A 24,061-nucleotide genomic window follows, 5' to 3' on the forward strand; every position below is an offset into this window, starting at 1 on the left:
CCGCTCTCGGCTACCGGTCGGTAGGGTTATCCTCGCAGCGTCTCGAGACCGCTCGAAGGGAGACGCGGCCGATGTCCGATCCGAAGGACCGTGCACCGTTCATCGACATTCCCGGCGATCTGCCCGGCATCCGGGGTTTGTTCGCTTTCAAGCCCGAAACCGGAGCCGCGCTCAGCGAATTCGCGCAGACCCTGTTGCGCGGGACTTCTCCACTGACGCCGGGGGAGCGCGAGACGATAGCCGCCTACGTCTCCTCGCGCAACGAAACGTATTTCTGCACGCAGTCGCACGCGGCGACCGCGGCGGTGCTGGTGGACGGCGGCCGCGACGTGATCGACGCCGTCATCGAGGACGTGGAGTCCGCCGCGATCGAGCCGAAACTGCGTGCGCTGCTGCGCATCGCGGACAAGGTGCGCCGGTCGGGGCTCGAAGTGACCGCCGAGGACGTGGAGGACGCACGTGCCGCGGGCGCCAAGGACGAGGACATCCACGACGCCGTCCTCGTCGCCGCGGCGTTCTGCATGTTCAACCGCTATGTGGACGGCCTGGCGACGGTCGCGCCCCGGGAGCGGGCGACGTACGAGCAGATCGGTGGCATGCTCGCCACCGCGGGATACGTGGCCGCCGGCGTGCCCCCCGAATCAGCGCCGGGCGCTGGCCAGAGCGACCAGTAGCGGAACCACCCTGGCGGCGGGAACCTCGAACCGGCCGCGGCCCGCGGTGTGCAGCCAGCCCACCGCGGCCAGCTGGCGCAGGTGGTGATAGATCTGGCCGGAGCTGCCGACACCGTCCACCCCGGCCAGCTCGGCCGCGGTCCTGCGCCCGCCCATGATCTCGCGCAGCAGCCGCAACCGGACGGGACTTCCCAGCGCCGCAAGGCATTCCGCGGTCTCGGCCCAGTCGTCCTCGATGAGGTCGCCGGTGGTGAACCGGGCCTGCCACTCGCGCTGCTGGTCGTTGGGCAAGCGGACCGACCCGGCGAAGACGACGCCGCCGTTGGGCTCGTCGGCCGCCGCGAACTCCTCCCGCAGGCGCTCGACCGCCCACTCGTCGGTGCCCGGCGGGAGACTCTCGGGCCGTAGGTTCTCTTCGAGCGCGCTGAGCCGCCGCTCCAACTCGGCGACTCGGTCTTCCAGACTCACGAATCCCCAAGCTACGGAACTACGTAATGTCCGACAAACCGACGGCTCCGGCTCCGTGGCGGCGGGAGCCGGAGCCGCCGCCCTCAGTTGTAGACCGCGCCGAACGACGGCACCGAGATGGTGCCAAGCCGGTAGGCGTACCCGTCCGGGTTCTCGTCGCTGACGGGCACCGACCAGCGGTGCCACAGCGACCCGTACACGGCGGCGACCACCGGGCCCGCGCCGGTGTCCAGGGCGCGTGTGCGAATGGTGGTGTCCACCGGAACGTCGTTGTGCTCGTAGAGCAGCTCGGTGCCACTGCGCCCATTGGCCAGGTTGATCCAGAGCACCTCGAGCTTCGCGCCGCCCTGGTTGGGCGAGATGGTGCCCGGCCCGCCGAAGAACCCGAGGCGGAATCCGTCCATGCCCAGGGCGATTCCGGACCCGTACACGCCCGGGCCCTCACCGCGTCCGATGTCCGACTGCGCCGGGATCTGGAACGGTTGCGCGGGCAAGGCCACCTGCTCGGCCTTCGCGAGCTGCCCGGAGGCGATCAGGCGATCCACGGCCTGCTCGGCTGCCGGATTCCCGGCCGCGGCGGCACGCAATTGCTGCGCGGCGGCGGTCCAGTCCACCGCGGCCGGCTGCGCGGCGGCGTGCCCGGCGAACGGTGCTACGAACACCGCGGAGGCGGCGACGGCGGTGGCGAGGCGACGCGTAAGACTCAGTCGTTGCATAACCAGTTCTCCTCGAAGTTCTCTGGTACTGCGCGAGTGAAATACGTCCGCTGATTGGTCGATCCAGCGACAGGGCGATAGGCTGCCCGGTCAGTTACGCGCCTGTCCAGAGGGGAACGCCGAATGGCGTGATCGTGTCGTTGACTCATCGATGCAACGGCGTGCTTGTCAGGTCCCGGCGCAAGCGTCGGGCTGCCGACCGTGGCCCTGAACAGCGCTTTCTCGATAAACCGTTCCGTATGGTCCGGTCGAGGGTAGTGTGGGTCTCGAGGCGACCGCCGAATCCGCGGCGGCGGTGACCGTATCTATACGGTGCGCCACCCATTCGGGCGTCATCGATCGCGAGTGAGCGGAGAATCCAGAAATGCATCGAAGTGACCGGTCCCCGTTGTTCAGCCATCCGAATGAACCCTCCGAGGTCGGCGCACCCGCGGTCGGAGTGGTTCGCACGCCCGTATTCAGTGACCTCGTCGTCGCGACGCCGTCCGCGGTGACCGACGAAGCGGGACCGGTCGAGTCCGGCGGCGATTAGTGCACCCCTCCGGCCGGGTATGGGACCTGGGTTACGCCGCCGGTTGGCGGCTGGTCCGCGCCTTGCCGGAACCGTTGGCGGTCCGCCTCTTCGACGCGGGCGCCGAACGAGCGGCCCGCAACGGCGGTCCGAATCAATTGCGCCGGAACCTGTCTCGAGTATTGGGCACAGCGCCGGACCAGGTGCCGCAGACGCTGATCCGGGAGAGTTTGCGCTCCTATGCCCGCTACTGGCGCGAAGCCTTCCGGCTGCCGTCGATGGATCCGGTGCGACTGGCCGACACCATCGAATCCGTGGCGACCGGGCTCGAACACATCCACCAGGCGGTCGAACGCGGCACCGGTGCGGTGCTCGCCCTACCGCACAGCGGTAATTGGGACCTGGCGGGCGTCTGGCTGGTGCAGCGCGTGGGCTCGCCGACGGTCGTCGCGGAGCGGCTCGCACCGGAATCGTTGTTCCGGCGCTTCGTCCGTTTCCGTGAACGGTTGGGATTCGAGATCATCCCGCTCACCGGTACCGCGACGCCGCCGTTCCCCCAGCTGGTCGCCCGGATCCGGCAGGGACGGATAGTCGGGCTGCTCGGTGAACGCGACTTGTCCGGCACAGGCGTACCGGTGACCTTCTTCGGTGAGCCCGCTCGGCTGCCCGCCGGTCCGGCTCGCCTGTCGATCGACACCGGCGCGCCACTTCTTCCCGTGCACTGCTGGTACACCCCCGACGGCTGGGGATTTCACGTGAGTCCCCCCGTCGACACCAGCCGTGGCGTGCGCGAGACCACCCAGGCGCTGGCCGACCGATTCGCCGCGGGCATCGCCGCCCACCCCGCCGACTGGCACATGCTCCAGCCGCTGTGGACGGCCGACGTCACCGCCGCCCGGCTCGCCCGCCGGACGTCGACCCCGCCGAACTGAACTATTCGGAGGGCGCGGAGGAGGCTTCCTCAGTCGCCTGGCAACCCCCACGCGAATCCGGCCGCGATCACGAAACAACTGACAACCGAAATGAGAACAATGCTCCACATGTGCGCGAAGGGTACGGAACATCCGGTACGAAATCCATAGCCCATTCTCGCCGAATGTGTTTCAGGACACGTCATTCGTTTCGTCGCCGGGTGCGGAAACGAAATCCGGTGCGAGACCGAGAAGCTCGCACCGGATTTCGTCGTCGATCGTCTAACGCAGCGTCACTTCAGTTCGGCGCTGGTCTTGCCCAGGATGCGGCGGGCGACGATGAGCTGCTGGATCTGCTGGGTGCCTTCGAAGATGTCCAGGATCTTCGAGTCGCGACCCCACTTCTCCAGCAAGGTGCGCTGGGAGTAGCCGATGGCGCCGGCCAGTTCGACGGCCTTCAAGGTGACGTCGGTGCCGGTGCGGCCCGCCTTCGCCTTGGACATGGACGCCTCGAGCGAGTTCGGCTTCTTGTTGTCGGCCATCCACGCGGCGCGCAGGGCGAGCAGGTAGGCGGACTCGTAATCGGCTTCCATCCGCAGGAATTCGGCGGCGGCGGCGTGCTGATTGTTGGCCGGGACGTCGTAGGAGATGTCCACGCCCGAAGCGGTCAGGATCGAGCGCAGCTCTTCGAGCGCGGCGCGCGCGACGCCGATCGCCATCGCGGCGACGAGCGGACGGGTGTTGTCGAAGGTCTGCATGACCCCGGCGAAACCCTTCTCCACGTTGACTTCCGGGCTGCCGAGGATGTTGTCCTTCGGGATCCGGCAGTCCTGCAGCAGCAGCACGGCGGTGTCGGAGGCCTTGATGCCGAGCTTGTGCTCGAGCCGCGCCACCGACAGGCCGGGCGCGTCGCGCGGCACGACGAACGACTTGATCGCCGCGCGGCCGAGGCTCTTGTCCACCGTCGCCCACACCACGATGTGGGTCGAGCGCTGACCGGCGGTGACGAAGATCTTCTCGCCGTTGAGCACCCACTCGTCGCCGTCGAGCACGGCGGTGGTGGACACGGCGGCGGAGTCGGAGCCGAAGGACGGCTCGGTGATGGCCATCGAGGCCCACACCTTGCCGAAGCGCTTCAGCTGCTCGTCGGTGGCCACGGCGGCGATGGCCGCGTTGCCCAGGCCCTGGTAGGGGATCGACAGCATGAGGCCGACATCGCCCCAGGAGGTCTCCAGCGCGTTCAGCAGTGCGGACATGTTGCCGCCGTTGGTGTTGCCGAGCAGCTCGGTGGCGTGGCGGTCGGCGTCACCGTCGTCGGAGCGGCCACCGGCGGCGCCGCCGATCTTCTGGGTGCCGGAGTCGGCCAGGCCCTCGACCATGGCGGCCATGGTGTCCAGCTCGACCGGGTAGTCGTGTTCGGCGAGGTCGTACTTGCGCGAGATCGGGCGGAAGATCTCCTGCGCGACCTGGTGCGCCTGATTCGCGCTGGCCCGCAGCTTCTTGGGGAGTTCGAGGTTGATCATGGGGAAGGTCTCCTGGAGAACGGAACGAGCCGGTTTAGATGAGCACGACACCTTCGGCGACGCCGATCGCCCGCAGGTCGCGGTACCAGCGCTCGACCGGGTGTTCCTTGGTGAAGCCGTGACCGCCGAGCAACTGCACGCCGTCGAGGCCGATCTGCATGCCCTTGTCGGTGGCGAGCTTGCGGGCCAGCGCAGCCTCCCGGCCGAAGGACAGGCCCTGCTCCGCGCGCGAAGCGCCGCGCAGCGTGACCAGCCGCAGGCCGTCGAGTTCGATCGCGATGTTGGCGACCATGAACGCCACCGCCTGGCGGTGCGAGATCGGCTCACCGAACGCTTCACGCTCGTTGACGTAGGGGATCACGTAGTCCAGCACCGCCCGGCTGGTGCCCGCCGCCAGGGAAGCCCACCCGAGGCGGGCCAAGCGCACGGCATCGGCGTACTCCTCGGCGCGGGTCGCCGCGTCACCGTCGCCCAGGACGGCGTCGGCGCCGACCGCGACGTTGTCCAGGATCAGCCGGCCGAGGCCGGCGGCGCGCAGACCCATGCTCGGGTCGGCCTCCACGACCAGGCCGGGCGCGTCCGACTCCACGATGAACAGCGCCGGACGGCCATCGAGCTCGGCGGCGATCAGGAACAGCTCGGCGTCGGCCGCGGCGGGCACCAGGCTCTTGACGCCCGAGATGCGGTAGCCGCTCGGCGAGCGCACCGCCTTGGTCTCCAGGGCGAACGGGTCGAACAGCGCGCGCGGCTCGCTGATCACGACCGAGGCCTGCGGCACGTTCTCGCCGGTGAAGGAGGGCAGGTAGGTCTTCTGCTGTGCGTCGCTGCCCCATTGCGAGAGCGCGACCGCGACGCCGCTGGGCGCCAGGATGGGCAGGGCCAAGCCCATGTCACCGTGCGCCAGCGCCTCGGCGACCAGCGAGTTGGTCACCGCACCACGCTCGGAGGCCGCACCCTCGAGTTCCTCGGGCACGTTGATCAAGGTGATGCCGAGTTCGGCGGCGCGCTCGAGCAGGTCGCGCGGCGCCTTGGCGGCGTTGTCGGCCTCGTAGGCAGCCGGACGCAGGATCTCGGCGGCGAATTCCTTCACCGTCTCGACGATCATCTGCTGCTCGTCGGTCGGCGTCAGGTCGAAGAAGTCCTTGTTCTTCGCCTCGTTGGCCGCCAGGCGCTTGGGGGCGCCGGTGCCCGCGACCTTCGCGAACGCGCGGGTCGCCGCGCCGAGCGTGCGGAAGCCGGTCTTCGTGCCCTCGTAGGTGACGCGCTCGATCGGCTTGCGCAGGTTGTATTTCTCGGCCAGTTCCGACCCGGTGAGAGTCGTCATGACCCGCATCGCCGCGCCCATCCAATCCCGCTTGGGTTGGTTCAGGCCGACCGCGGACGTATCTGGACGTCGCTTCGTCGCGCTGTCTCGAGTGCTCATCATCACCTGTTTTCTCGGATGGGTTGGTGCGGTCTGTCCCCAGCTATCTTACTCCGGAGTAAGGCTATCTTACTGCCGAGTAAGAAGCGCGTCGAGGTGCAGCATACGCCCGGAATCCACACCTTGCTGGACAAGTGCCCAAAGTTGCGTCCCGGGGTCGGTAGGCTTCCCCGCCGCGCGTCGTGCTATGCCTCCCGTCGCGATGAGCTGCGCTTTCGGGAAAACGGACGAACGTGTCGGGCCGGATAGCCGGATTCACCGCCGCATGTTCGCCTCGCTCCAAGGCTATGGCGGTGATCGATGCAGAACCGTTATGGATCCGGCAGGGGCAGATCCCGTCCCACGAATGGGCTGTGAACGATGCGGCCCGGCCCGGCGCAGGCTCGAACACGGCGCCGGTGCCATGGGCAGCGGCGCGGTCGCGCATGGTGGCGACAGGGATGCCGACGGAGGCCGGGTGGCGGTGTTGCCGTGATTACAATCCGACGCATGTCAGCGATCTTCGACTGGGCCAGGCCGGACAACGTACAGCCCGAGCCGATCACAGTCGACATCTGGCGCGAGCTGCCCGAAGAGTTCTGCCGCTTGGTCGAGGTGGTGAACGGGGATGCGGTCCGTTGCGAGTCTCCGAGCAGGGCACATCAGAAAGCCGTCCACCGACTACTGGCAATGCTGGAATCGGCCGCTCGCGAATACATGGCCGAAGATCCGTCGGCATGCCTGGACGCCAACCATGACTTCGACGTGGTGCTCTGGGAAGTGCCCCGGGCGACTATTCGTCGCCCCGACATCGCACTGTTCGAGTGCGTGCCTGCGGATGTCCGGCCGATGCCCGCGCGCCATTTGAAGATCGCTGTCGAGATCATCTCGCCCAGTCATGTCAAAACCGACCGGCTCGAGAAGATGAGCGAATACGCGGCGGCCGGAATTCCGTGGTACTGGCTGGTCAGTGTGTCGGACACCGAGGTGACCGTCATCGAGACCTACGGCCTCGACCACAGCGTCGGTCACTACCGGCTCGCCCGTGTCCTGAAGCCGCAGACGGCGTTCGCCGTCGACCTGCCGATCCGAATTCAACTCGATTGGGACGAACTGACCGACCTTGTGTTGTGAGTCGCCATCGGGTCGGCCGCTGTGCGGGCGGGCCGGTGGCACTGGGGCCACCGGCCCGGCCGATCACTCGCGCACGTAGTACCGCAGCGTCGCGTAGGCCGTGATGGCCGCGAAGACGACGCCGACCGGGGCGATGACCAGCGCGGTCATCGCGATGTCGTCGCCGGTGATGCGGGGGAACACCTTGCTGGCGAACAGGTCGCCGAGGGCCCGGTCGATCACCAGCGGGCGGGCGATGAGCAAGCCCAGCATGGCGAGTACCGAACCGGCCAGCGCGGCGACCACGGCCTCGAGCAGGAACGGCAACTGGGTGTACCAGCGGGTCGCGCCGACCAATCGCATGATGCCGACCTCGGTGCGCCGGGTGAACGCGGCGATCTGCACCATGTTCGCGATCAGCATCACCGCCGCCAGCGCTTGCAGCACGGCCAGACCGAACGCCGCGTTGCGCAATCCGTCGAACAGGCTGACCAACCGGTCCACGATGTCCTTGTCGTTGCGCACCATGCCGACGCCAGGGCGGTCGTAGTACTTCTCGTAGATGGTGGGGTAGAGCTCCGCATCCGCCATCTTCACCCGCAGCGACGCGGGCAGCGGTGTCTCGCTGACGTACTTGGCCAGCTCGGGCTGGTCCTTGAAGGTCTTCTCCTTGGCCTCCCGGACCGCTTCCTCCCGGTTGAGGAACTGGACCGACTCCACGCCGCTGGTCGCCTTCAGATCCGCCATGAGCGCCCGGCACGGGTCCTGCGAGCAGTCCGGGTCGTTGGCCGACACGTCCTCGGTGAGGTACAGCCGCACCTCCAGCCGATCCAGGAAGTACTGCTCGGTCTTGTCCGCGATCCGCACCGCCAGCAGGCCCCCACCGAGCATGGTGAGCGAGACCGCGGTGGTCAGGATCATCGCGATGGTCATCGTGACATTGCGGCGCAGGCCGGCGGCGACCTCGCCGAACAGGAAGCTCGCGCGCATTACCGGCCCACCCCGTACACGCCCGTCGCCTCGTCCCGGACCAGGCGCCCGTGGTCGAGTTCCACCACCCGCCTGCGCATCGCGTCGACGATGTGATTGTCGTGGGTGGCCATCACCACCGTGGTGCCGATGCGGTTGATCCGCTCCAGCAGCATCATGATGTCCGCGCTGGTGTCGGGATCGAGGTTGCCGGTCGGCTCGTCGGCCAGCAGCACCAGCGGCCGGTTCACGAAAGCCCGCGCGATCGCGACTCGCTGCTGCTCACCACCGGAGAGCTCGGTCGGCAACCGGTCGGCCTTGCCGCCGAGGCCGACCATGTCGAGCACCTCGGGGACGGTGCGGTCGATGACTTGGCGCCGTTTGCCGATGACCTCCAGCGCGAACGCGACGTTCTGGTACACGGTTTTCTGCTGCAACAGCCGGAAGTCCTGGAAGACGCACCCGATGCGCTGGCGCAACTTGGGCACCTTGCGGCCGGGCAACCGGTCGACCCGGAAATCGGACACCCGGATCTCGCCCGCCGTGGGCGTCTCCTCTTTCAGCAGCAAGCGCATGAAGGTCGACTTGCCCGAGCCGGACGGTCCGATGATGAAGACGAACTCGCCCTTGCCCACATCGACGGTGATGTTGTCCAGCGCGGGTCGCGTCGAGGTCTTGTACGACTTGGTCACGTTCCGCATGGTGATCACGGGGAGCCAGTGTAACCAGCAACCGGTCGCGGCCTGCGTCGTCAACCGTGGGAGACAGCGCGGCGGCGGTCCGTCCGCTCGGCTCAGCGGGCCGGCGGGTCAGTGAACACCGCTGCCGGAACAGCGTTGACCAGGGTGGCCGGAGCGGTGGTGGTCTCCTCGGGTTTGACGAAGACGTACAGCACGAACGTGGCGACCCAGGTTGCCATCAGGATCGCCGTGGATCTACGTGGTCTCACTGATTCCCTCCCGGCGCAGCGCCGCGGCGACTCGCACCCGCAGCTCGCGTCCGACGTCGAACTGTTTACCCGGCAACGTTCGGGCAACCATTCGGATGTTCATCTGGTCGACGGTGAGGTCTTCCACACCCATGACGGTGGGCTCGTCGAGCAGCAACGGCTTCAACCGAGCATCCTCGTACGCCTTTGTACCGACCTCGTGCAGGATCTCGTTGACCCTGGTGATGTCAGCGCTGGCGGCCACCGGCACGTCGATCGCGGCGCGCGCCCAGTCCTTGGACAGGTTCGTCACTTTCACGATCTGCCCGTTGGGCACCGTGATCACCTCACCGTCCGCGTTGCGCAGCGTAGTGATCCGCAGCGTGACGTCCTCGACCGTACCTTCCGCCTGCTCCGCGGCTCCAGTCACCGCGATCCGGACCACATCGCCGAACCCGTACTGCCGCTCCGTGATCAGGAAGAACCCGGCGAGGATGTCCTGCACGATGCGCTGCGCGCCGAAACCGAGCGCGGCGCCGAGCACCGCGGCGGGCGCGACCAACCCGGTGACGGCGAAGCCGAGCCGCCGCAGCACCTCCATGGTGATCAGCACGTAGACGATGGTCAGCACCACCCACGTGATCACCTGGGCCAGCGCGTGCCGATGTTTGGCAGCCTCGGTGCGCACCAGCGCGTCGCTGCTGCGGAATCCGGCGTCGATCCGGCGGGTGACCCGGTCGCGCAGGTACGTGGCGAGCCGGCTGAACAGGATGGCGCCGAGGATGAGCAGCACGATCTCCAGGCCCGAACCGCGTAGCCACGTGGTGAAACCGGTGGAAGCGATCGCCTGGATTCCCGCGACATTCATCTAGCTTCCCTGCTCTCGCATTCGCCAGCGGATACCCGACTCGATGAACCCGTCGATGTCGCCGTCGAGCACCGCCGACGGATTGTTGACCTCGTAGTTCGTCCGCAGGTCCTTGACCATCTGGTAGGGGTGCAGCACGTAGGAGCGCATCTGGTTGCCCCAGGACGCGCCCTCGTTGGTCTTCAGCGCGTCCATCTCCGCGCGCTCTTCCTGCCGCTTGCGCTCCAAGAGCTTGGCCTGCAGCACGCGCATGGCCGAGATCTTGTTCTGCAGCTGGGATTTCTCGTTCTGGCAGGTGACCACGATGCCGGTGGGCAGGTGGGTGATGCGGACCGCGGAGTCGGTCGTGTTGACGCTCTGGCCACCGGGGCCCGACGAGCGGTACACGTCGACGCGGATCTCCGTCTCGGGCACCTCGATATGGTCGGTGGTCTCGACCACGGGTAGCACCTCGACCTCCGCGAAGGAGGTCTGGCGGCGGCCCTGGTTGTCGAACGGGCTGATGCGAACCAGCCGGTGCGTGCCCATCTCGACCGACAGCGTGCCGTAGGCGTAAGGCGTCTTCACCGCGAAGGTGGCGCTCTTGATGCCCGCTTCCTCGGCGTAGGAGGTGTCGTAGACCTCGACGCCGTACTTGTGCCGGTCCGCCCAGCGGATGTACATGCGCATCAGCATCTCGGCCCAGTCGGCGGCGTCCACGCCACCGGCGCCGGAGCGGATGTTCACCAGCGCGTCGCGCTTGTCGTACTCGCCCGACAGCAGCGTGCGGACCTCCATCGCCTCCACGTCGCTGCGCAGCGCGGCGCGCTCGGCGTCGGCCTCGGCGAGCGCGGTGGCCTTGGCCTCGCCCTCTTCCTCCTCGGCCAGCTCGTAGAGCACCGGCATGTCGTCGAGCCGCTGGCGCAGCTCCTCCACCCGGCGCAGTTCACCCTGGGCGTGCGACAGCTCACTGGTCACCCGCTGGGCGTGGTCCTGGTCGTTCCACAGGTCGGGGTCGGCGGCCTGATGTTCGAGCTCGTCGATACGACGGCGGAGCTCGTCGATGTCGAGGACCGATTCGACCGTCTTCAGGGTGGCGTCGAGTTCGGCGAGATCAGCGGAAACGTCAGGATGCACGATCGTCAAGCCTAGCTGCCTCTCCGTGACGGCAGCACACGAGTGCACGCGGGATGACCGGGGGCGGCGTCGGCGCGGGTGGCCTGCGCCGGGCGCTGGCCGAAACGGCGGATCGCCGGGACGTCGTGCACTCGCTTCCCGGCCGCCGCCGGGTGGCTGTGCTGTGACGTACGCCTCATGAGTTCCTACCCTAAACGGCGACGGTGCTTGGCGCAGTTCGGGTTTGGATTTCGCGGCGGAGGTGACCGCTCCTCCGCCCGAGGGATTCCGGTCGGGCGCATCCGTCGTCTCGCCGATCGCGCGGGTACCGGGCGGGGGCGGTGTGTCGAACCGCACTCTTTCCGCCGCGTGTTCGCCGTGAGCGGAGTCCGTGCGACTGGTCGCCGGCAAGCGAGTCGCGCGACGCCGCTCACGTTCGCGTTCGGCTGGGGGATCGGAATGTCGATCTCGACCGGCAGCCGCTCTCGCGGTGCCGAGCGGTCGGAACCGGTATCGGGGAACAGGCGAGAGCAAGTCACCATTCGCAGGACCGGCGGAGCGTCTGAGACGACTGTTCTCTATTGCGCGGCGATCGGCTCGGCACTGGGACACCATGCCAATCGATCCAGTCGTCCGCCGGGGTTGCGGCCAGTCGATATGCGCCCCCCGACCTCGACCGTGGGTTGTGGGTCTGCCGAGCGAGTCTCGCGATACCTCCGCTCAGCCCGAGACCGCGCGCAAACCGCCGGGGCGGCGACCGGCGAGCGCGTCGAGGGCCGCGGCGGTGGCGTCGTCGGCCGGGAGATAGACGATGACGCGCTGGTCGTCGTCCGCGGAGAGCTCGAGGGACTCGTAGGCCAGGCGCAGCGATCCGGCCTCCGGATGGGCGAGACGGGTGACGCCGGTGGCGGCGGCCAAACTCGGCACGGTGTCCACCCGGTCGGCGAAGGCCGGGCCCACGGTGACGGTGAGCTCGTCGGCCAAGGCGGCGATGTGCGCGTCGGCGCGGAACGGGCCCTGCTTCAATGTGGCGACCATCTCATCGGCGACGTGGTCCCAATCCGCGTAGAGATCCCGTGCGCCGGGTCGGCAGAAGACGAAACGCGCCAGGTTGGGCGGGGTGCCAGGTCCGTCGAACAGCCCGGTCGGCGCCATCAGCCGGTGGTAACCGTCGGTGTGGGCGAGCACTTCGGTCAGGCGGTTGACCACCACGGCGGGCGCGGGTTCGAGCCGGTCCAGGATCGCCCGCACCGTCGGTCGCACCTCGCGCAGCGGCTGCGCGTCGCCCATGCAGGTGAACCCGCTGTCCACCGACTTGCTCAACCGGTGCAGGTGGACGCGCTCGGCGGGACTCAACCGCAAGGCGTCCGCGAGCGCGGACAGCACCGGGGGCGAGGGCCGCCGGTCGCGCCCCTGCTCGAGGCGCGTGACGTACTCGACGCTCACTCCGGCCAAGGTGGCCAGCTCGGCGCGGCGCAATCCCGGGGTGCGTCGCCGCGCACCGGTGGGCAAGCCCACCTGGGCGGGCGTCACCGCTTCGCGGCGGGTGCGCAGGAAGAGCCCTAGTTCGTTGTCGCTCACAGTCCGAACCTAACAAGACGAAACGCCCTCAGGGTGTCCCTGCCACTACCACTCTTACGGCGGTCTCCCTGGGCGGCCCGCGGGGCAGCAGATTGAGTGAGCGGCCCGGCCGGGCCGTTGACACCTGAGGAGGAACAGCATGTCCAACGCCCCACTGAAGCTCGCGGTGATCATCGGCAGCGTCCGGGAAGGTCGCTTCGGGCCCGTCGTCGCCTCGTGGTTCACCGAGCAGGCACGCCGGCACGGTCTGTTCGAGGTGGACGTCATCGATGTGGCCGAGGCGGACATTCCGTTGGAGTTGCCCGCCGTGCCGCCCGCGATGGATCCGAACCCTCAGCGCCCCGACGGCATGGCCGACCTCACGCGGCGGCTCACGGCCGCCGATGCCTTCGTCATCGTCACGCCCGACTACAACCGCAGCATCCCCGCGTCGCTCAAGGCCGTCATCGACTGGCATTTCACGCAGTGGGACGCGAAGGCGATCGGCTTCGTCGGCTACAGCGGAGCCTCCGGTGGCCTGCTCGCCATCGAGCACATGCGGCAGATCTTCAACGAACTCAACGCGCACACCGTCCGCAACTATGTGTCGTTCCCGCGGTACTACCTGCTTTTCGACGAGGAGGGCAAGTTGCGGGAGCCCGAGGAGCCGGCGGCCGCCGCGACGGCGATGCTCGACCAGTTGCACTGGTGGGCGAGCGCGCTGGCAGCGGCGCGGTCGCTGGAGACTGTGGGGTGACGGCGCGAAGCCGGTACAGCCGCCGATTGCGGTAGCGGGCGCAGTACGGACAGTCGTCGTGCGCTGCCGCCTCGGTCAGCGACTGTGGGCAGCGAGCCGATGAGGTGGCGGTATGACGCCAGGCACACCGAGGCCTGCCCGGGCCTCGGACGCACGTTGCGTCCGCCTCCGTTGCCGTTGGGTCGTGACCTGCCCCACACCGGTACGGAATGGCGTGACCAGGCGGACCGATAGGGTGCGGGGCGTGGCTGTGTACTCCTCCGATCTCGAACTCGCCCTGCGACTGGCCGATGCCGCCGACGCGATCACCCGGGCTCGCTTCGGTGCGCTGGATCTGAAGGTCGACGCTAAGCCGGACCTGACTCCGGTGTCGGACGCCGATCTCGCCGTGGAACAGGCGGTCCGGCAGGTGCTGGCCGAAGCCCGGCCGGACGACGCGGTGCTGGGTGAGGAATTCGGCGGCGCCGCCGAATTCAGCGGAAGGCAATGGGTGATCGACCCGATCGACGGCACGAAGAACTTCGTGCGCGGCGTGCCCATCTGGGCGACGCTGATCGCGCTGCTGGAGGACGGCGAACCGGTCGTGGGCGTGGTGAGCGCGCCGGCGCTGGTCCGGCGCTGGTGGGCAGCCGCGGGATCAGGGGCTTGGTCGAGCTTCGAAGGGCAGGCGAGCGAGCGGATCTCGGTCTCCGCCGTCGGTGAGCTGGGCTCGGCCAGCCTGGCGTTCTCCAGTCTGTCCGGCTGGCGCGAGCGCGGCTTGCGCGAGCAGTTCATCACCTTGACCGACGACGTGTGGCGCGTGCGCGGCTACGGCGATTTCTTCAGTTACTGCCTGCTCGCCGAAGGCGCCGTCGACATCGCCTCCGAACCGGAGGTCTCCCTCTGGGATCTGGCCGCCCTGGACATCCTGGTCCGCGAAGCGGGCGGACGTTTCTCCTCGCTGGACGGCAAGCCAGGGCCGCACGGTGGCGACGCCATCGCCACCAACGGCCTGTTGCACGACGAGGTCCTCGACCGCCTGCGCGGCTGAGCGCTCCGTTTCGCCGATCCTGCGCTCCGGGGAAACCTTCATCGGCCGATCACGCAGGCGCGAGGTGGTCGGCGTTCGCGGTCATGGCCGTGCACGCGACGGCGAGTACCGCGCCGAGCGGGTGCGCGCCGAATAGTGGCAGCCGCCACGACGGGTGCGTTTCGACCACTTTCGCCGGATGCGTGCAACCCGGCGACTCCGGCTTCCGCCAGCTGTTCCGATCTATCCGGCACGGGCCGGAGTCGCGGGAGTGAGATCCATCCCCGCCGGCGGGCGCAGGCGGCGCAGGGTGCCGTCCATGCTGGTGACGAACAGCGCCCAGGAGTCTCCGTCGCGGTCGATGCGCACCGACGTGGCGCCGTCCGGCGGGTTGCGCATCGGGCCGGGTTTGATCAAGCCCGTGATGATCGCGCAGGTGGCGCCGGTCGTCGTATCGACTTGATAGACGGCGCCGAGCACGTGATCGGCGACGAAAAGCGCCCCCGCCCGGGTGGCCTCCATGTCGTCGGGCAGCGCGACGAGGTCCGGGATCCCGGAGACGACGGTGGGATGAGCCGGATCGTCCAGCCGGACGCGCAGGATCTGCAGCGTCATGGTGTCGACGTAGACGGATTCGCCGTCCGCGGCCAGGGCGAGGCCGTTGGAGGGCGGCAGCGTCGACCAATCCCGCTCGTATTCGCCGGTCTCGGGCCAGTAGCGCGAGATCCCGCTCGGACCGCTGAGGCCGATGGTGGTGAACAGCAGGCTGCCGTCCGGCAGCGACAACAGGCCGTTGGGCCCGTTCAGCCCGGTCAGCAGGACGCGCACCGCGCCGGTCTCGATGTCGTAGCGCTGCAACGTGCCCGGCGGTTCGCTGAGCCCGTCCCCGGTGAGGAAGTAGACGTAGCGCCCGGCGACGCGCACGCCCGCCGGGCGATGCAGGTCGGTGACCAGCTTCTCCATCCGTCCCGCGCGATCGACGCGCGCCAGGTAGCCGTCCATGAGCCCGGTCACGTAGAACCCGCCTCGCCCGTCGGAATCCAGATTCTCCAGATTGCCGACTCCTTCGACGACGGTCGTGGTCTCCCAGCCGTCCGAGCACCGGGCGGGAAACGTCTCCGCCCACGCCGCCGGCATCGCCGCGGTGACTCCGGCGACCACGGCGACAGCGCTCAGCGCCGCCGCGTATGCCCGGATCCCTATCCCTTTCGCCATGAGCGACAACATAACAGCGCGGAATCGGTCGGGAAGCCGTGGAACTCACACCCAATTGACGGGAAACCCCAGGTCAGCGCGCTGCGGCCGGAAGCTGCGGTTTCGGGTTGTCCCCATGTGGACAACTCGGTGGCTCAGCAGGGCGAACGCCCGGCCGAACGGGTACCGGTCATCCGAGCGCTCGTAGGATGGGCCGGGTGACTCCCCCCGATGATTTCGCGGCTGTAGCGACCGAAGTCGCGTCCGGTTCGGACGCCGGATCCGTTGCGGCGCAAGAGGTTCTACGCCGAGTCTTCGGTTACGACAGCTTCCGTGGCGACCAGCAGGCGATCGTGCAGCACGTGATCGACGGCGGCGACGCGCTGGTGCTCATGCCGACCGGCGGCGGCAAGTCGCTGTGCTATCAAGTCCCCGCGCTGGTGCGTCCCGGCGTCGGGGTGGTGGTCTCCCCGTTGATCGCCCTCATGCAGGACCAAGTGGACGCGCTCAGCGCGCTGGGCGTGCGCGCGGGCTTCCTCAACTCCACCCAGTACCCCGACGAGCGCCGGACCATCGAGGCGCAATTCGTCGCGGGGGAACTCGATCTGCTCTATCTCGCGCCGGAGCGGTTGCGGCTGGAGTCCACCGCGCAGCTGCTGGATCGTGGCAAGGTCGCGCTGTTCGCCATCGATGAGGCGCACTGCGTGTCCCAGTGGGGTCACGACTTCCGGCCCGATTACCTGGGTCTTTCCCTGCTGCACGAACGGTGGCCGGACGTACCGCGGATCGCGCTGACCGCGACCGCCACCGAGAAGACGCGCGACGAGATCATCCAGCGGCTCGATCTGGGTGCCGCCCGCCGGTTCGTCTCCAGCTTCGACCGCCCCAACATCCAGTACCGGATCGAGCCGAAGAACCGCCCCGAGCGTCAGTTGCTGGAATTCATCCGCGCCGAACACCCCGGCGACGCGGGCATCGTCTACTGCCTCTCGCGCAACTCGGTGGAGAAGACCGCGGCGTTCCTCACCGAGAACGGCGTCACCGCGGTGCCCTACCACGCGGGGTTGGACAATCGCACCCGCGCGGAGAACCAGTCGCGCTTCCTGCGCGAAGACGGTTTGGTGGTCGTGGCGACCATCGCCTTCGGCATGGGCATCGACAAACCCGATGTACGTTTCGTCGCCCACCTCGACCTGCCGAAATCGGTCGAAGGGTATTACCAGGAGACCGGCCGCGCCGGCCGCGACGGGCTGCCCTCCACGGCGTGGATGGTCTACGGCCTCAGCGACGTGGTGCAGCAGCGCAAGCTGATCGACTCCTCCGAAGGCGACGCCGCGCACCGCCGCCAGCTCCAGCTGCACCTGGACGCGATGCTCGCGCTGTGCGAGACGGTCGGCTGCCGGCGCACCCAGCTACTCGCCTACTTCGGTGAGCCCGGCTTGCCCTGTGGCAACTGCGACACCTGCCTGTCCCCACCGCAATCCTGGGACGGCACCGTGGCCGCGCAGAAGTTGCTGTCCACGGTGCTGCGGCTGAAGCGCGAACGCGGCCAGAGCTTCGGGGCAGGGCACATCGTGGACATCCTGCTCGGGAAGAAGAACCCCAAGGTCCTGCAGCACGACCACCATGAGCTGAAGGTGTTCGGTGTCGGTACCGACCTGCGCGACACGGAGTGGCGCGGGGTGGTGCGGCAACTGCTGGCGCACGGGCTGCTGGCCGTCCACGGCGACTACGGCGTGCTGACGCTCACCGAGGCAAGCAGCGAGGTGCTGTTCGACGGACGGCAAGTACTGCTGCGCCGCGAGCCCGAGCGCGCGACCAAGCCCGCGCGGGCAGCGAAGGCCGCCAAGGCGGCTTCCGTAGACCTGACACCCACCGACCTGCCGCTGTTCGAGAAGTTGCGCGAATGGCGCGCGGCCACCGCGAAGGAACAGGGCGTGCCGGCCTATGTCGTCTTCCACGACGCCACCCTGCGCGAGATCGCGGCGTGCAAGCCCACGAGCCTCGCCCAGCTGGGCGGCGTCAGCGGTGTCGGCGAGAACAAGCTCGCGAAATATGGCGAACAGGTGCTCGAAGTGCTCGCCGCCGGATGAGGCGCTACCGTCACGCGGGTCACCGGTGGGCGAGGATGGTCGGCGGTCACGGCCGTCGAAGACTGTGGAGGACAACGTGAGTCGGAGCGAGACGATCGGACGCCGGGCGTTCCTGACCGGTGCTGCCACTCTCGCGGCCGGGGCGACAGTGGCCGGGCGCACGCCCGCGCACGCGGTGCCCGTCGCCGAGGGGGTCGCCAAGTTCCCTTTCCCGGCCGAGCGCCGGGTGCGGGTGCTCGTGACCGGTGACGCGGGCACCGGCACCCGCACCCAATGGGCGGTCGCCGACGCCATGCGCGCCCTCCACGGCCGCGACCCCGTCTCGCTGGCACTGGGGCTCGGCGACAACATCTACGAGCACGGGCCCGACGGCGCGGCCGACGTCCAATTCGCGGACAAATTCGAGAATCCCAACGCCGGGCTGGATTTCCCCTGGCTGATGGTGCTGGGCAATCACGACAACAGTTCGGTGCTCGGCGGTGACGGGGGGTGGCTGCTGCGCGGCAACGCCGAGGTGGAGTACCACGCCAACTCCCGCCGCTGGTGGATGCCGAGCCGCTACTACTCGGTGCGGATCCCCGAGCGCAACCCGGTCGTCGAATTCTTCGTCCTCGACGTCAACCCGTTGGCCGCCTACCTGCCGCCGGTCTTCTCGCCCTACTGGGCGGTCGACGGTCAGTTCATGAACGAGCAGCGCGCCTGGCTCGATCGCGCCCTCGCCGAGTCGCCCGCCACGTGGAAGATCGCCTGCACCCATCACCCCTACCTGAACAACGGTCCGCACGGGGACGCGGGCCGCTACGAGGGCGTGTCACTGGAGCCGATCAACGGCGTGCACGTGCGGCGCTTCATCGAAGACCATGTGATCGGCCGGTGCCAGTTCCTCCTGTCCGGGCACGATCACTCGCTGCAGGTGCTCGAGCCCACGGCGACCTCGAAGGGGACCAGGCAGATCGTGTCCGGCGCGGCCGCGAAGACGGTCGGTGCCGAACCACGGCTCACGGCGAGCGCGGGCCACAGCGCGCTCTACGAGAACTACCACGAACTGGGCTTCATGGTCCTCGAGCTCACCGAGGACGGAGTCGATCTCGAGGTGCACACGGTCGACCTGGCGACCGGCGCGTCCGCCGAGGCGTTCCGGCGGCGTCTGGCCTGAGTTCCAACTGTGTTGCGCCGCGCCCGAATTGCGCCGCAGCGCCCTCGCGGCGGCTACCGTTCTGGCTATGGCACCGGGTGAGGGTTCCAGCGACGCGGGCGACGATGTCTCCATCGGCTCGGTGGGAGGTGAGACCCCGGACGCGCCGCCGTTTGTGCGCGGCAGGACCGATCCGGCGGTCGAGAACGTGTGGCTGCGCCGCAGTCCGCCGCCGCCGCGTCCCGGCGTACCGCGGCTGTCGACCGTGGCGCTGCTCGTCGCGTTCCTCGCCGTCCTCGCGCTCTACGTCGTGCTGCACCAGGGCGGCTAGGGCGTCCGCGACCTGCGGGAATAATCCGGTTGCCGGGTCACTTAAAGTGGACCGTTATGAAGGAGAAGGGGCGCAAGGTCATCGCGACCAACCGCCGAGCGCGGCACAACTACACGATCCTGGACATCTACGAGGCCGGGATCGCGTTGGTCGGCACCGAGGTGAAGAGCCTGCGTGAGGGCAAGGCCTCGCTGGTGGACGCGTTCGCGACGGTGGATAACGGCGAAGTGTGGCTACGTGGGCTGCACATCCCCGAGTTCAGCCACGGCACCTGGACCAACCACGCGCCGCGCCGGGTGCGCAAGCTGCTGCTGCACAAGCGCGAGATCGAGCGGTTGGTCGGCAAGTCGCGGGAGGGAAATCAGACGCTGGTGCCGCTGTCGATGTACTTCTCCGACGGCAAGGTGAAGGTCGAGCTGGCGCTGGCCAGGGGCAAGCAGGACTACGACAAGCGCCAGGACTTGGCCCGGCGCACCGCCGAGCGAGAGGTCACCCGTGAACTAGGACGGCGGGTCAAAGGCATGCGGTGACGGCCGTCCTGCTCGCGCTGGCAGCCGCGGTGGGCTACGGCGTGAGCGATTTCTACGGCGGGGTGGCGTCGCGGCGGGTGACCGCGCTGCGCGTCGTCATCTACTCCTATCCGTTCTCGGTGCTGCTGGTTCTCGCGCTGCTTCCGTTCGTGCCGGGGAGCGTGGACGCCGCGTCGCTGTGGTGGGGTGTGGCCACGGGTGTCGCGAGCGGCGTCGCGGTGTGGTGGTTCTACGCCGCGCTGGCCAACGGTCCGATGGCGGTGGTGTCTCCGCTGACCGCGGTGCTGGTCGCGGGCATCCCGGTACTCGCCGGACTGGTGACCGGCGAGCGCCCCGGTCCGCTCGCCTTCGGAGGCATCGTGTTCGCGCTGGTCGCGGTGCTCCTGGTGAGCCGGGAGTCACCGGACGACGTGACGGAGGAGATCACCGGCGGCCGCGAACTGCGATTCACCCGCAAGGTCGCCGCGCTGACCGTGGGCTCCGGCGCCGCGTACGGGTTGGCCTTCGTCTTCTTGCACGAGACTTCGGCGGACTCGGGACTGTGGCCGCTGCTCATGCAGCGCCTCGCGGCTACCGCGGTGGTATGGCTGACCGCTTTGACGGCCCGGGATCTCGGGCGGCTGCGCGGCGAACCGCTGCGCCTGGCCTGCTACATCAGCGCCTTGGACGTGATCAGCAACGCGGCGCTGCTGTACGCGTTCCACGGATCGCTGCTGTCGCTGGTGAGCGTGATCGGCTCGCTCTATCCGGCCGTGACCGTGCTGATGGCGATGGTGCTGCTCGGCGAGCGGGTCCACCGGCTGCAGCAGGCCGGTCTGGTGCTGGCGCTGGCCGCGGTCGCGCTCATCGCCGCAGCTTAGGCCCGCATCATCGAGGGTGAGCGCCGTCGCCCGGGACCGGGCCGGATCGCAGGCCGGGCACCCAGGCGACGGCCGCGAATCGCCGCCGCCCGAGTTCCCCTGCCGACCCGAGAGCCAATCCGCCAGCTCGAGTCGTCGGCGGCGCGAGCCGAGTCCGCGGATCACCGCGTGCACGGCTCGCGCATCGCTATCCGCTTGAGGGTGGGACTGCGGTAATCGGCGACCACGGTGCGCGAACCCAATGACGTGGAGGGGTCCGGAACGTTGACCACCGCGCGCTGCGCCGCGACGTCGGGTTCTTCCCGCCCGTAGATCTGCGGTGCGGCCATCCCCTCGGAATCGACGGTGAGCCCGGCCAGGGCTTTGCGTAGGGTCGGCCGGTCGAGGCCGCCCGTCTCGGCTGCCTTGGTGAGCAGCGCTTTCATCGGATACGAGATGGCCCAGCCCAGGTTGTAGCCGAAATTCGTCGGTTCGCTCGGCGCGGCGTTCCTGGCGCGCTGGGCGCCGGTGCTCGTGCCGTCCCAGCCGTCGAACGGCGAGGTGTAGTTGTAGAGCGCCGTGAGCGCGGGTGCGGCCGGCGTCTTGAGCAGGGCGCTGTTCCAGGTCGGAGTGGACCCGAGGAACCGGCCGGTATAGCCGGATCTCGCCAATTTGCCGACGATTTCGGCGGCTTCGGCCGGGCCGGTGGCCAACAGGACCACGTCGGGCGGGTCGGCCATGATCTCCGCGACCGGGTAATCCTGGTTGCCGACTTCGGGATTCGGTCCGGTGTCGATCCGCGCGGTGATCGTCGCGCCGTTGTCCAATGCCCACTTGAGCGCTCCGCTGGCGTAGTCGCCGCCGTAATTGCCGCGGTAGGCGACCACACCCAGCGTGCGTGGCTGGTAGTAGCTCTGCGCGAACCAGTCCAGGCCGAGCACGGCTTCCGTACAGTAGGAGAACCCGTCGTCCAGCACCAGATCGCGGTCGGTGGAGCGGTACTGCCAACCCGACCAGAGCGTGCCCGCCCCGGTCACCAGGTCCGCCTCGTCCATCTCGTGCAGCACGGCCAGCGTCTGCGCGGTGCCGAAACTCATCGCGAGCGCCAGCACATGGGGCGCCACGTTCTCGAATTCCGTGACGTGCCTGCGCGGGTCGTAAGCGGTGTCGCGACTGTAGGTCGCGATGTCGATCTCGTAGCCGCCGATACCGCCCTGCTTGTTTACTTCGTTCCAGAACGCGAGTTGCCCTTCCTGCAATGACTTCCCGAGCGGAGCGAAGGGGCCGTTGTTCAGGTCCGACAGGACGCCCAGATAGATACAGCCCTTGCCGGGGTGGATCGCGTGGGGGCACGCTTCCCGGGTGACGCCGGGGGCGGCGGGGGACGAGGAGGTCGAACAGCCGCCGGTCAGGACCAGCCCGAGCGCGAGGGGAGCGGCTACGACACGGAGCAACCGACGAAAATTACGGTGAAAAGGCATATCTCGCTCGCTTACGGCTGCACGCAGGGCTCGGTGAGGGTGATGCGGTCCTGGGTCGGGCCGTGGTAATTGGTGGCCAGGGTCTTCGCGCCCAGCGGCGCGGTCTGATCCGGCGCTTCGATGACCGCCCGCTGCCGGGCGAGGTCGGGTTTCGCCGTGCCGTAGATGTGTTCGGGAATCGCGCCCTCGTAGTCGACGCGCAGGCCGTGCACGGCTTGACGGACGCCTTTGCGGGTGAGCTTGCCCTCGTTGACCGCTCGGGTGAGCAGCGCCTTCAACGGATACGAGAACATCCAGCCCGCGCTGTAGCCCCAGGTGGAGGGCTCCCTGGTCGCCGAGGCCCTGGCCTTCTTGGCGCCGGCGCTGGTGCCGTCCCAGCCGTCCAGCGGCGAAGTCATGTTGTAGCGAGCGGTGATCGCCGATGCGGCGGGGCTTTTCAGCAGCCCGCCGTTCCAGGTCGGGCCCGAGCCGAGGAACCTGCCCGGGAAGCCGGCCAGCGCCGCCTTGCCCATGATCTCACCCGCCTCCGCGGGGCCCGTGGCCAGCAGCACGAGGTCCGCACGGGCATTGAGGATCTTGGCGACCGCGGCATCCTGGTTGCCGATCTGGGTGTTCGGCTCGGTGTCGATCTGCGCCACCATGTCGACACGGTTGGCGGAGGCCCACTTCTTGGCGCCGGTGGCGTAGTCGCCGCCGTAATCGCCCTGATAGCTGACCGTGGCGATCGAGTTCGGCTTCGCCTCGTTCTCGGCGATCCAGTCCAGGGCGATGATCGCCTCGGAACAGTAGGAATAGCCGGACTCCAGCAGCAGACCCTTGTCGCTGTTCTCGAATTGCCACCCCGACCACAGGGTTCCGGCAATGGCGGTCATGTTCGCCGCGTCCATCTCGGGAAGTACCTTCTGCGTCTGCACGGTGCCGAAGCTCATCGAGAGCGCGAGGACGTGCGGCTCGATCCGCCGGTAAGCCTCGGCGTGCTTCTGCAGATCGTAGTTCGTGTCCTCGGTGTAGGTGGCGATGTCCACCTCGTATTTGCCGCCGATTCCGCCCGCTTCGTTCACCGCCCGCCAGAACGCCAGCTGGCCGTTGTGAATGTCCTTGCCCAGCGCGGCGAACGGCCCACTCGTCAGATCGGACAATACGCCGAGATAGATACACCCCTTGCGGGCGTCCACGGCGTTCGGACACGGGTCCGCGGTGACGCCCGGTTCGATCGCTTCGGTCGACTTGTCGCGCAGGGCGGAACATCCGGTCAGGACGAGCCCGGCGATGACGGTGAGGGCGGACAGGCGCAGCAACCTGTCCCGAATGGTGCGAACTGCCAAAGTGTTTCCTTAGTCTGAAATCGAGATCCGCTGCTCAGAGCCGATCGTACGGCTCGTGCAGTGTAAGTCGGGTTCGTCGCCTGGCCCGGGGAATCGACTACCAGCATCCGGGAAGGGTGGGAGTGCTCCAAGGCGCGGTTCTCTCGAGGGGATGGCGGCGCTGTGACCCGGGCACGATCGTGCGATGTCGGCTGCTGGGCCTGCCTGCGGTGAGATCGCCGAGCGCCCGGCCGCCGCTGGTCTACGCGGCGAGCATCTGCGTGCTCCGTCGTAGTAGGGCACGCACAGCGCGAGTGTGCCGATGCGTGGGGTGTGCGGCGTCGGATGTCATCGCCAGGGGTCCTAGTGTCGGCTCGGGCGCCCGGCCGACGGTGCGCTGCTCGTGCGATCTCGATGAAAACCTGGTCCGGCCGGGCGGACCGCTGAACCGCGCGGATGATCGCTTGACGCTGATCGTCGGCCCGTGCTCCCTGCACGATCCCGCCGCGGCGCTGGACTACGCACGCCCTGGATCGGCAGCGCCCTACCGGTGGCGACCAGTATCACCCCACTGACCTGCGCGATCGACCTCAGACGGCCGCTGTTCGGGACGGTCGCGGGTGTGGCCGACGCCACCGCCTTTTATCGGG

At 68.5% G+C, this 24,061-nt stretch carries 23 protein-coding genes; 10 read left to right on the forward strand and 13 right to left on the reverse strand.

The genetic code is table 11. From position 1 onward, the window contains the following. The first annotated feature begins 71 nt into the window (after window positions 1-71). On the forward strand, window positions 72-674 hold the full coding sequence (locus tag ABZ552_RS10165; protein ID WP_281878096.1) for a carboxymuconolactone decarboxylase family protein: 603 nt from the start codon (window positions 72-74) through the stop codon (window positions 672-674). On the opposite strand, the gene ABZ552_RS10170 is transcribed toward ABZ552_RS10165, so the two are convergent. Next, window positions 642-1,142: a winged helix-turn-helix domain-containing protein gene (locus ABZ552_RS10170; protein WP_357436472.1), complete on the reverse strand. Its 501-nt coding sequence runs from the start codon at window positions 1,140-1,142 to the stop codon at window positions 642-644. The two genes, ABZ552_RS10165 and ABZ552_RS10170, sit on opposite strands and share 33 nt — an antisense overlap. An 83-nt stretch (window positions 1,143-1,225) precedes the next feature. Beyond that, window positions 1,226-1,858, reverse strand: a complete 633-nt coding sequence (locus ABZ552_RS10175) for a hypothetical protein (RefSeq protein WP_281917528.1) — start codon at window positions 1,856-1,858, stop codon at window positions 1,226-1,228. 531 nt (window positions 1,859-2,389) lie between these two features. Between ABZ552_RS10175 and ABZ552_RS10180 the strand changes: the two genes are divergently transcribed. Then, window positions 2,390-3,301, forward strand: coding sequence for a phosphatidylinositol mannoside acyltransferase (locus ABZ552_RS10180; protein WP_281878102.1), 912 nt, complete (start codon window positions 2,390-2,392; stop codon window positions 3,299-3,301). A 272-nt stretch (window positions 3,302-3,573) separates the two neighbouring features. Here ABZ552_RS10180 and ABZ552_RS10185 read toward each other — a convergent pair whose 3' ends face one another. Both ABZ552_RS10185 and ABZ552_RS10190 read right to left on the reverse strand, forming a co-directional pair. Further along, window positions 3,574-4,803 carry an acyl-CoA dehydrogenase family protein gene (locus ABZ552_RS10185; RefSeq protein ID WP_281878103.1) on the reverse strand — a complete coding sequence of 410 codons (1,230 nt, stop codon included), beginning with the start codon at window positions 4,801-4,803 and terminating at the stop codon, window positions 3,574-3,576. A 34-nt stretch (window positions 4,804-4,837) separates the two neighbouring features. Then, window positions 4,838-6,229 carry an acyl-CoA dehydrogenase family protein gene (locus tag ABZ552_RS10190; RefSeq protein ID WP_281878105.1) on the reverse strand — a complete coding sequence of 464 codons (1,392 nt, stop codon included), beginning with the start codon at window positions 6,227-6,229 and terminating at the stop codon, window positions 4,838-4,840. 591 nt (window positions 6,230-6,820) lie between these two features. On the opposite strand from ABZ552_RS10190, the gene ABZ552_RS10195 reads away from it, so the two are divergent. Continuing rightward, the gene (locus ABZ552_RS10195; RefSeq protein ID WP_281919514.1) at window positions 6,821-7,339 is read left to right on the forward strand and encodes a Uma2 family endonuclease; all 519 of its coding nucleotides are present in this window, start codon (window positions 6,821-6,823) and stop codon (window positions 7,337-7,339) included. Window positions 7,340-7,402: 63 nt separating this feature from the next. On the opposite strand, the gene ftsX is transcribed toward ABZ552_RS10195, so the two are convergent. From ftsX to ABZ552_RS10225, 6 genes are all read right to left on the reverse strand, one after another. Beyond that, window positions 7,403-8,308, reverse strand: coding sequence for a permease-like cell division protein FtsX (gene ftsX / locus ABZ552_RS10200; protein WP_281878106.1), 906 nt, complete (start codon window positions 8,306-8,308; stop codon window positions 7,403-7,405). Further along, the gene (gene ftsE, locus ABZ552_RS10205) at window positions 8,308-8,997 is read right to left on the reverse strand and encodes a cell division ATP-binding protein FtsE (RefSeq protein WP_281878107.1); all 690 of its coding nucleotides are present in this window, start codon (window positions 8,995-8,997) and stop codon (window positions 8,308-8,310) included. Before ftsE ends, ftsX begins: the two co-directional genes overlap by 1 nt. Window positions 8,998-9,080: 83 nt before the next feature. Continuing rightward, window positions 9,081-9,206 carry a hypothetical protein gene (locus ABZ552_RS10210; RefSeq protein WP_281878108.1) on the reverse strand — a complete coding sequence of 42 codons (126 nt, stop codon included), beginning with the start codon at window positions 9,204-9,206 and terminating at the stop codon, window positions 9,081-9,083. A gap of 16 nt (window positions 9,207-9,222) precedes the next feature. Next, on the reverse strand, window positions 9,223-10,083 hold the full coding sequence (locus ABZ552_RS10215; RefSeq protein ID WP_281878109.1) for a mechanosensitive ion channel family protein: 861 nt from the start codon (window positions 10,081-10,083) through the stop codon (window positions 9,223-9,225). Next, window positions 10,084-11,199, reverse strand: a complete 1,116-nt coding sequence (gene prfB / locus ABZ552_RS10220) for a peptide chain release factor 2 (protein WP_281878110.1) — start codon at window positions 11,197-11,199, stop codon at window positions 10,084-10,086. Between the two features lie 699 nt (window positions 11,200-11,898). Further along, complete coding sequence (locus ABZ552_RS10225) at window positions 11,899-12,759, reverse strand: helix-turn-helix transcriptional regulator (RefSeq protein WP_281878111.1); 861 nt, start codon at window positions 12,757-12,759, stop codon at window positions 11,899-11,901. A 139-nt stretch (window positions 12,760-12,898) separates the two neighbouring features. Between ABZ552_RS10225 and ABZ552_RS10230 the strand changes: the two genes are divergently transcribed. Then, window positions 12,899-13,495: an NAD(P)H-dependent oxidoreductase gene (locus ABZ552_RS10230; RefSeq protein WP_281878112.1), complete on the forward strand. Its 597-nt coding sequence runs from the start codon at window positions 12,899-12,901 to the stop codon at window positions 13,493-13,495. A gap of 244 nt (window positions 13,496-13,739) precedes the next feature. Then, on the forward strand, window positions 13,740-14,525 hold the full coding sequence (hisN, locus tag ABZ552_RS10235) for a histidinol-phosphatase (protein ID WP_357436477.1): 786 nt from the start codon (window positions 13,740-13,742) through the stop codon (window positions 14,523-14,525). 222 nt (window positions 14,526-14,747) lie between these two features. On the opposite strand, the gene ABZ552_RS10240 is transcribed toward hisN, so the two are convergent. Continuing rightward, window positions 14,748-15,719: a hypothetical protein gene (locus ABZ552_RS10240; RefSeq protein ID WP_357436479.1), complete on the reverse strand. Its 972-nt coding sequence runs from the start codon at window positions 15,717-15,719 to the stop codon at window positions 14,748-14,750. Window positions 15,720-15,916: 197 nt separating this feature from the next. On the opposite strand from ABZ552_RS10240, the gene recQ reads away from it, so the two are divergent. From recQ to ABZ552_RS10265, 5 genes are all read left to right on the forward strand, one after another. Next, window positions 15,917-17,791 (forward strand): DNA helicase RecQ, encoded by a 1,875-nt coding sequence (gene recQ / locus ABZ552_RS10245; RefSeq protein ID WP_357436481.1) that lies wholly within the window; start codon window positions 15,917-15,919, stop codon window positions 17,789-17,791. A 76-nt stretch (window positions 17,792-17,867) separates the two neighbouring features. Continuing rightward, a complete protein-coding gene (locus tag ABZ552_RS10250; protein WP_281917531.1) occupies window positions 17,868-18,947 on the forward strand; it encodes a metallophosphoesterase in 1,080 nt (359 codons plus the stop codon). A gap of 67 nt (window positions 18,948-19,014) precedes the next feature. Beyond that, complete coding sequence (locus tag ABZ552_RS10255; RefSeq protein WP_281878119.1) at window positions 19,015-19,257, forward strand: hypothetical protein; 243 nt, start codon at window positions 19,015-19,017, stop codon at window positions 19,255-19,257. A 56-nt stretch (window positions 19,258-19,313) separates the two neighbouring features. Then, window positions 19,314-19,787, forward strand: a complete 474-nt coding sequence (gene smpB, locus ABZ552_RS10260) for an SsrA-binding protein SmpB (RefSeq protein WP_040868858.1) — start codon at window positions 19,314-19,316, stop codon at window positions 19,785-19,787. Continuing rightward, window positions 19,784-20,647: a DMT family transporter gene (locus ABZ552_RS10265; RefSeq protein ID WP_281878122.1), complete on the forward strand. Its 864-nt coding sequence runs from the start codon at window positions 19,784-19,786 to the stop codon at window positions 20,645-20,647. The genes smpB and ABZ552_RS10265 overlap by 4 nt, the downstream gene beginning before the upstream one ends. A 161-nt stretch (window positions 20,648-20,808) precedes the next feature. On the opposite strand, the gene ABZ552_RS10270 is transcribed toward ABZ552_RS10265, so the two are convergent. Continuing rightward, complete coding sequence (locus ABZ552_RS10270; protein WP_281878123.1) at window positions 20,809-22,080, reverse strand: ABC transporter substrate-binding protein; 1,272 nt, start codon at window positions 22,078-22,080, stop codon at window positions 20,809-20,811. A gap of 38 nt (window positions 22,081-22,118) precedes the next feature. Beyond that, entirely contained in the window at window positions 22,119-23,432 is a 1,314-nt protein-coding gene (locus tag ABZ552_RS10275) for an ABC transporter substrate-binding protein (protein WP_281878124.1), read from the reverse strand. Window positions 23,433-24,061 lie beyond the last annotated feature (629 nt).

This window comes from Nocardia sp. NPDC019219 (genome assembly GCF_040632645.1).
GTDB lineage: Bacteria > Actinomycetota > Actinomycetes > Mycobacteriales > Mycobacteriaceae > Nocardia > Nocardia sputorum.

Excerpts from the sequence above, each read along its gene's own strand:
- ABZ552_RS10255 (WP_281878119.1), top strand. The coding sequence starts at position 19,015 with ATGGCACCGGGTGAGGGTTCCAGCGACGCGGGCGACGATGTCTCCATC.
- ABZ552_RS10185 (WP_281878103.1), bottom strand. The coding sequence starts at position 4,803 with ATGATCAACCTCGAACTCCCCAAGAAGCTGCGGGCCAGCGCGAATCAG.
- ABZ552_RS10230 (WP_281878112.1), top strand. The coding sequence starts at position 12,899 with ATGTCCAACGCCCCACTGAAGCTCGCGGTGATCATCGGCAGCGTCCGG.
- ftsX (WP_281878106.1), bottom strand. The coding sequence starts at position 8,308 with ATGCGCGCGAGCTTCCTGTTCGGCGAGGTCGCCGCCGGCCTGCGCCGC.
- ABZ552_RS10215 (WP_281878109.1), bottom strand. The coding sequence starts at position 10,083 with ATGAATGTCGCGGGAATCCAGGCGATCGCTTCCACCGGTTTCACCACG.
- ABZ552_RS10240 (WP_357436479.1), bottom strand. The coding sequence starts at position 15,719 with ATGGCGAAAGGGATAGGGATCCGGGCATACGCGGCGGCGCTGAGCGCT.
- ABZ552_RS10210 (WP_281878108.1), bottom strand. The coding sequence starts at position 9,206 with ATGGCAACCTGGGTCGCCACGTTCGTGCTGTACGTCTTCGTCAAACCC.
- ABZ552_RS10165 (WP_281878096.1), top strand. The coding sequence starts at position 72 with ATGTCCGATCCGAAGGACCGTGCACCGTTCATCGACATTCCCGGCGAT.
- ABZ552_RS10190 (WP_281878105.1), bottom strand. The coding sequence starts at position 6,229 with ATGATGAGCACTCGAGACAGCGCGACGAAGCGACGTCCAGATACGTCC.
- ABZ552_RS10175 (WP_281917528.1), bottom strand. The coding sequence starts at position 1,858 with ATGCAACGACTGAGTCTTACGCGTCGCCTCGCCACCGCCGTCGCCGCC.
- smpB (WP_040868858.1), top strand. The coding sequence starts at position 19,314 with ATGAAGGAGAAGGGGCGCAAGGTCATCGCGACCAACCGCCGAGCGCGG.